General features: G+C 70.6%; 6 protein-coding genes. All 6 read right to left on the bottom strand.

Annotated features, from left to right (window positions below; genetic code table 11):
- On the bottom strand, positions 1–414 hold a 414-nt coding region (locus tag A9X04_RS29010), incomplete at its 3' end, for an alcohol dehydrogenase catalytic domain-containing protein (RefSeq protein ID WP_156764590.1).
- Complete coding sequence (locus A9X04_RS29005; protein WP_067928525.1) at positions 411–1,340, bottom strand: SRPBCC family protein; 930 nt, start codon at positions 1,338–1,340, stop codon at positions 411–413. The genes A9X04_RS29005 and A9X04_RS29010, both read right to left, overlap by 4 nt.
- A 152-nt stretch (positions 1,341–1,492) precedes the next feature.
- Positions 1,493–2,479, bottom strand: coding sequence for an LLM class F420-dependent oxidoreductase (locus tag A9X04_RS29000; RefSeq protein ID WP_067928523.1), 987 nt, complete (start codon positions 2,477–2,479; stop codon positions 1,493–1,495).
- Between the two features lie 147 nt (positions 2,480–2,626).
- Positions 2,627–3,718, bottom strand: coding sequence for an NrfD/PsrC family molybdoenzyme membrane anchor subunit (nrfD, locus tag A9X04_RS28995; protein WP_067928520.1), 1,092 nt, complete (start codon positions 3,716–3,718; stop codon positions 2,627–2,629).
- A 7-nt stretch (positions 3,719–3,725) separates the two neighbouring features.
- Entirely contained in the window at positions 3,726–4,697 is a 972-nt protein-coding gene (locus A9X04_RS28990) for a 4Fe-4S dicluster domain-containing protein (RefSeq protein ID WP_067928517.1), read from the bottom strand.
- Positions 4,660–5,481: molybdopterin dinucleotide binding domain-containing protein (locus A9X04_RS28985; RefSeq protein WP_197509484.1), on the bottom strand; the 822-nt coding region annotated here is incomplete at its 5' end. The genes A9X04_RS28985 and A9X04_RS28990, both read right to left, overlap by 38 nt.

The following is a 5,481-nucleotide window of genomic DNA, read 5'->3' as shown; positions in this document are numbered from 1 at the left end:
ACCGCCGGCGAAGCCGCCGAGCATGTGCGAGTACCCGAACAGGCCGGCCGGGGAGTGACCCATGAATTTCTCGGCGATTCCGGCGTTCGGATTGGAGTTCTCGCATAGTGAGTACAGGTCGCGCCGGCAGGCAGAGCATGCCCCACACGCGATCGGGAACGGCACCACCACCCGATCACCGACGGCCAGGTTGTTGACCGCCTTGCCGACTTCGACCACCTCGCCCATGAATTCGTGCCCGAGCACGTCGCCGTGCTTGACGGTGGGGATGTAGCCGTCGTACAGGTGAAGATCGGAACCGCAGATCGCCGTGGAGGTGATGCGCACGATGGCGTCGCGATCGTTGAGAATCTTGGGGTCCGGAACGGACTCCACCTGGACGCTGTTGCGGCCCGCGTAGACGGTGGCCCTCATAGGCTTGCTCCTTTGTTGGGTTGAGCGGGCTGCTGGTGCAGCTGCCTGGCCGCCGCGGCCCCTTCGGGGGACCCGTCCGAACGCAGCACCTGGCCGGTTTCGAGAATCTGCTTGAAACGCCGGAGGTCGTCGTTCACTTGTTGTTCGGGGGACTCGCCGAACAGGCTTGCCGCGGCCTTTCCGAACAGGCCTCCGGGGATGTGATAGCCGATCCTGACGCGGACTTCCGTGCCGTCGCCGGTGGCGGTCGGCGTGAACTCGACGCTGCCACCGTTCTCGATCACCGAGCCGGGCAGCGACTGCCACGCGATCCGCCTATTGGTGTCGTCCTCGGTGATCTGCGCGTCCCACTGCACCGACTGTCCGGCCGGGGCGTTGGCGACCCAGTGCGACTGTCCGTCGGCGCCGGGGGTGACCTCCTGCAGGTGGTGCATGAAGCTGGGCAGGTTTTTTAGGTCGCGCCAAAAGCGGTACACCTCCTCGGGCGGGCGCCGCACGGTGACCGCCGCGCGCAGGGTGCGGTGCCGGGCCTTGTTGACGTGCCGGCCGCCGCCGTTGACCGTGCGCAGGGCCGTGTACACGTCGAGTCCCGCTATGCCGGTGAGCAACACCGCCGAGATGGCGCCCTGCCGTCGCCGCCCCGGGCCGCGCGCGGCCACCCCGGCCACCAGCAGGCCCATGTCCAGGACGTCGCCGACCACCCGGGTCCACACCAGCTTGTCGGGACCGGCCAGCAGCGCCGCACCGTGGCCGCATTCCCGCGTGCCCAGCGCGCGGATGACCCGCCGCGACCGGGCGGTGTCGTCGACACCCGCCACTGCGGCAACTTTTCCGGGGGCCACCAACTCGCTCAGGCCCAGTCCGAAGCTGGCGCCGCTGAGCGCCTTCACCAGGGCCGAGGTGGTGTTGGCGGATCCATTGCCCATCGTCAGCTCTCCTTGCCTTGCGGCGAACACAAATCGGTCACAGTTGCTGGCGGACAGCCGCTCTGCAGATCGTTCGCGCGCCACACCGGCCCGTACTCGGTGGACGCGCGATTGAGGCCGGATACCCGGGCCGATACCGCCCAAACGTGGGATCAGTTTGCTGCGCTGCGCAGTGCGGCAAGCAAAGGTTCGGCGGCTTCTTTGAGGAAGAGGTCCTGGGATTCCCCGCCGACCTGGACCAGCGCCACGTCGGTGAATCCGGCCTCCCAGTAGGGCCGGACGGCCTCGACGATCGCATCGAGGTCGGGCCCGCAGGGGATGGACTCGGCGACGTCTTCGGGGCGGACGAATTGGGTCGCGCCGGCGAAGCCGGCCGGCGTCGGCAGGTCGGCGTTGACCTTCCAGCCCCCGGCGAACCAGCGAAACTGGTCATGGGCGCGTTGGATCGCGGTGTCGCGGTCGGGGTCCCAGCACACGGGGATCTGGCCGACGACGCGGCCGCCGCCGGCGAGGTTGCCGGCCTGCCGCGCGGCGTGCCAGGCGTCGACGAGCTCCCCGTCCGGCTCGACCGCAACGAAGTGGTCGGCCAGCCGGCCGAATTTGTCGATGGCCTTGGCGCCGCCCATCGCCACCGCGATGCCGACCGGGACCTCGGGCACGTCCCACAAGCGTGCGGAGTCCACCTGGAAGTAGTCGCCGCTGAAGTTCACCAGCTGGCCGCCGAACAGCTCGCGGATGATCTTGATCGCTTCGCGCAGCATGTCCTGCCGGCGCTCGACGGTGGGCCAGCCCCGGCCGACGATGTGCTCGTTGAGGTTCTCGCCGGTGCCGAGGCCGAGCGTGAACCGGCCATCGGACAGGATCTGCACGGTGGCGGCCTGCTGGGCGACGACGGCCGGGTGATACCGCATCGTCGGGCACGTCACATACGTGTAGAGGTCCACCCGTTCGGTGGCGTGCGCCACCGCGCCCAGCACGGTCCAGGCGTTGGGCGCATGCCCCTGCGATGTCAGCCAGGGGGAGAAGTGGTCGCTGCACACCTCGAAGTCGAAACCCCGCTCTTCGGCGGAAACAGCTTGGCGGACAAGGTCTTTGGGTCCACTCTGTTCGGTCATCAGAGTGTAGCCAAAATGCGTCATGCTGCTATGGTTACCCCGGCCCGCCGGGCGCAAACCGCCGCGCCGGGCCACCCCCGTCGCGAGCGTAACGGCACTGCGAAAAATGGGGCCCAGAATCGCGGTGACGTTACGCTCGCGACCTGGGGCCCCTGCGCCTTAGCGCGCCGCTCAGCCCGCGGTGGTGATCGAGTCCCCCGTGACGCCCGCCGCGCGGCGCGCCGCCAGCCGGCGTTTCTGCGGCTCGATCGTGTAGCGGGGGTGGCGCGCCGATTCCAGCCCAGCCTCGAACACGCCGAACCGGGTCAGGGCGGACGCCGTCGCCAGCGCCAGGCCGGACACCGCCGCGACGGCGCGGTTGCGGCCCCCGAGCAGAGTGCCCAACCCGCCGGCGATCACCAGCCGTTCGCTCCACCGCAGCATCCGGCCCGGGGCGCCGTGGTGCAGCGGTTCGGCGGCGACCGGGTCCATCCGGCGCTCCATCAGCCTCGTCGCCACCAGGTCACCGATCACGCCGAGCATGGCCAGTGTGCGGGCCGGGCCGGCCTCGTCGACCGGGGTGGTGAGCATCGCCAACCCCGACGCGGCCAGGCTCGCCGAACTGACGAACACGAACGGCAGGTCCTCGTGGGCGGCGTTCCAGGTCGGCGTGGCCGTGTCGGAAAGCAGCACCGCGGTGTAGACGGCCAGCGGCGGGGCGAGGAGCGCCGCCTCCAGGCCGGCCGGCCCCTCGACGGCGCGCAGCACCGGCCGCAGCGGCCCCAGCGGTAGCCGCTCCCCCGTCATCCGATCGACCTCGGACGCGGCGGCCACCCCGATCCCGGCGCTGAAGGAGGTCAGGATCCACGAGCCGAGGTTCATCGGCGAGGTGAGCTTGAACGTGCGCAGCATGTGCAGGAACCGCTCGGGCCGGCCCAGGTCCTTCACCAGCGCGACGAGGCTCAACAGGACGGCCGCCAAGCCGGTGAGGCGGGTGTTGCGGCGCAGCCTGGTGCGGCCGGTGAGCTGCGCGCCGGCCGCCAGCAGGCCGGAGCCGCCCGCGACGCCGCCCAGGAACAGGTACGCGGCCACCTCGGACTCCCAGGGCGGCGGCTTGACCACCGGACGCCCGTAGTAGGAGCTGAATTCCGCTTCGGGCACCACCGGCGTCTCGCGGGAACCATCAAAACTCCTGCCGCCGCCCCGGCGGCCCCTGCGCTGCCGCTTGCGCCGACCGACGGCGGGCTCGGGCGGGCGCAGGCTGTCGTATTCCGAAGTGCTCATAGGCTTTTCACCGGCCTTTCCAGAAGGCCAGCGCCGCGGCGGCGAACATGCCCGCCGCGGCCACGCCGGCTCGTTTGAACATCTGGGGCAGGTCGGCCGTGCACACCCGCGGGTCCGGCGGCAGGCCGTAGACCTCGGGCTCGTCGAGCAGCAGGAAGATCGACCCGGTGCCACCCACGCCGTCGTGTTCGTTCGCCCCGTAGAGGCGGGCCTCCGTGAGCCCCTGGGCGCGCAGCGCGGCCACCCGTTCCCGCGCCGTGATGACCAGGTCGTCGTGGTCGCCGAACTTGATCGACGTGGTCGGGCAGGTCTGCGCGCACGCCGGGATCTGGTCCTCGACCAGGCGGTCGTAGCACAGCGTGCACTTCTGGGCGACCCCGGTGGCGAACTTCTCGGTCGGGCGGCCCGGCCGCTGCGCGGGCGTCGCGTAGGTGCCGTCGCTGCGGCGTTCGACCACGCCGAACGGGCACCCGGCCACGCAGGTGCCGCACCCGTTGCAGACGTCGTCCTGCACGACGACCGTGCCGAACTCGGTGCGGAACAACGCACCCGTCGGGCAGACGTCCAGGCAGCCGGCGTGCGTGCAGTGCTTGCACACGTCCGACGACATCAGCCAGCGGAACTCCGGGGTGTCGGGCGGGGTGAGGTCCGGCTCCGACGCGGTACCCGGCAGCGCCGGCATGCCCAAATCGGTGAGGGCGCGCCCGGATTCGCGCGCCTCCTCGATGCGGTCGCGGTCCTGCTCGATGAAGGCGACGTGCCGCCAGGTGCTGGCGCCCAGCGCGCCGGTGTTGTCATAGGACGAACCCAGCAGCTCCAGGTCGCCGTCGCGGGGGTTGCGGTTCCACTCCTTGCACGCGACCTCGCAGGCCTTGCAGCCGATGCAGATCGAGGTGTCGGTGAAGAAGCCCTTGCGCGGCTTGGGTTCTGCCCAGCCCGCGTCACTCGTCGGGTCGGTCGGTCCGCTCAGCTGACCCATCGGCTCCCCCTTCCCAGACGCCGTCGTCGATCCGCACGTTGCCGGTCTCGGTGGTGGCCCCCGAGCGGGACTGATACTCGGCGATCAGCCGCAGCAGATCCTCGCCCTGCGGCCGGCGCCCCGGCCGGATGTCACACGAGCCGGCCTTGGACTCCTGGATCTGCACGTTGGGGTCCAGCGTGATGCCCAGCAGATCGTTGGCCGCGTCCCCGCTCACGACGGCGTCACCGCCGACGCCCCAGTGATACGGCAGGCCGATCTGATGCACGGTGTGACCGTTGATCACCAGCGGCGCAACGCGTTTGGTGACCAGCACCCGCGCCTCGATCGCCGCGCGCGGCGAGACGATGGTGGCCCACCCATACGGCTCGAGGCCGCGTTCGGCGGCCAGCTCCGGGGACACCTCGCAGAACATCTCCGGCTGCAGCTCCGAGAGGTAGGGCAGCCACCGGCTCATCCCGCCGGCGGTGTGATGCTCGGTGAGCCGGTAGGTGGTGAACACGTACGGATACACGTCGGCACCCGGCTCGCCTGCGCTGGGCGCGCTCAAATTGTCCTTGCGCGGGAAGGTGATTCGTCCCGGGTTGCGCTGCTGCGGGTACAACGCGTTGGCGACCGGGGACTCCTGTGGTTCGTAGTGCGTGGGCAGCGGGCCGTCGACCAAGCCCTTCGGCGCGAACAGCCACCCCTTGCCGTCGGCCTGCATGATGAACGGGTCGTCCCCGGCGAGCGCGTCGGGACCGCCGACGTCGGGATCGGGCCGGCTGCCCGGCGCCCGGTCGGC

This window comes from Mycobacterium sp. E3247, from assembly GCF_001667785.1.
Lineage (GTDB): Bacteria > Actinomycetota > Actinomycetes > Mycobacteriales > Mycobacteriaceae > Mycobacterium.
The sequence above is the reverse complement of the archived record's forward strand: the minus strand, read 5'-3'. Positions and strand labels throughout refer to the sequence as shown.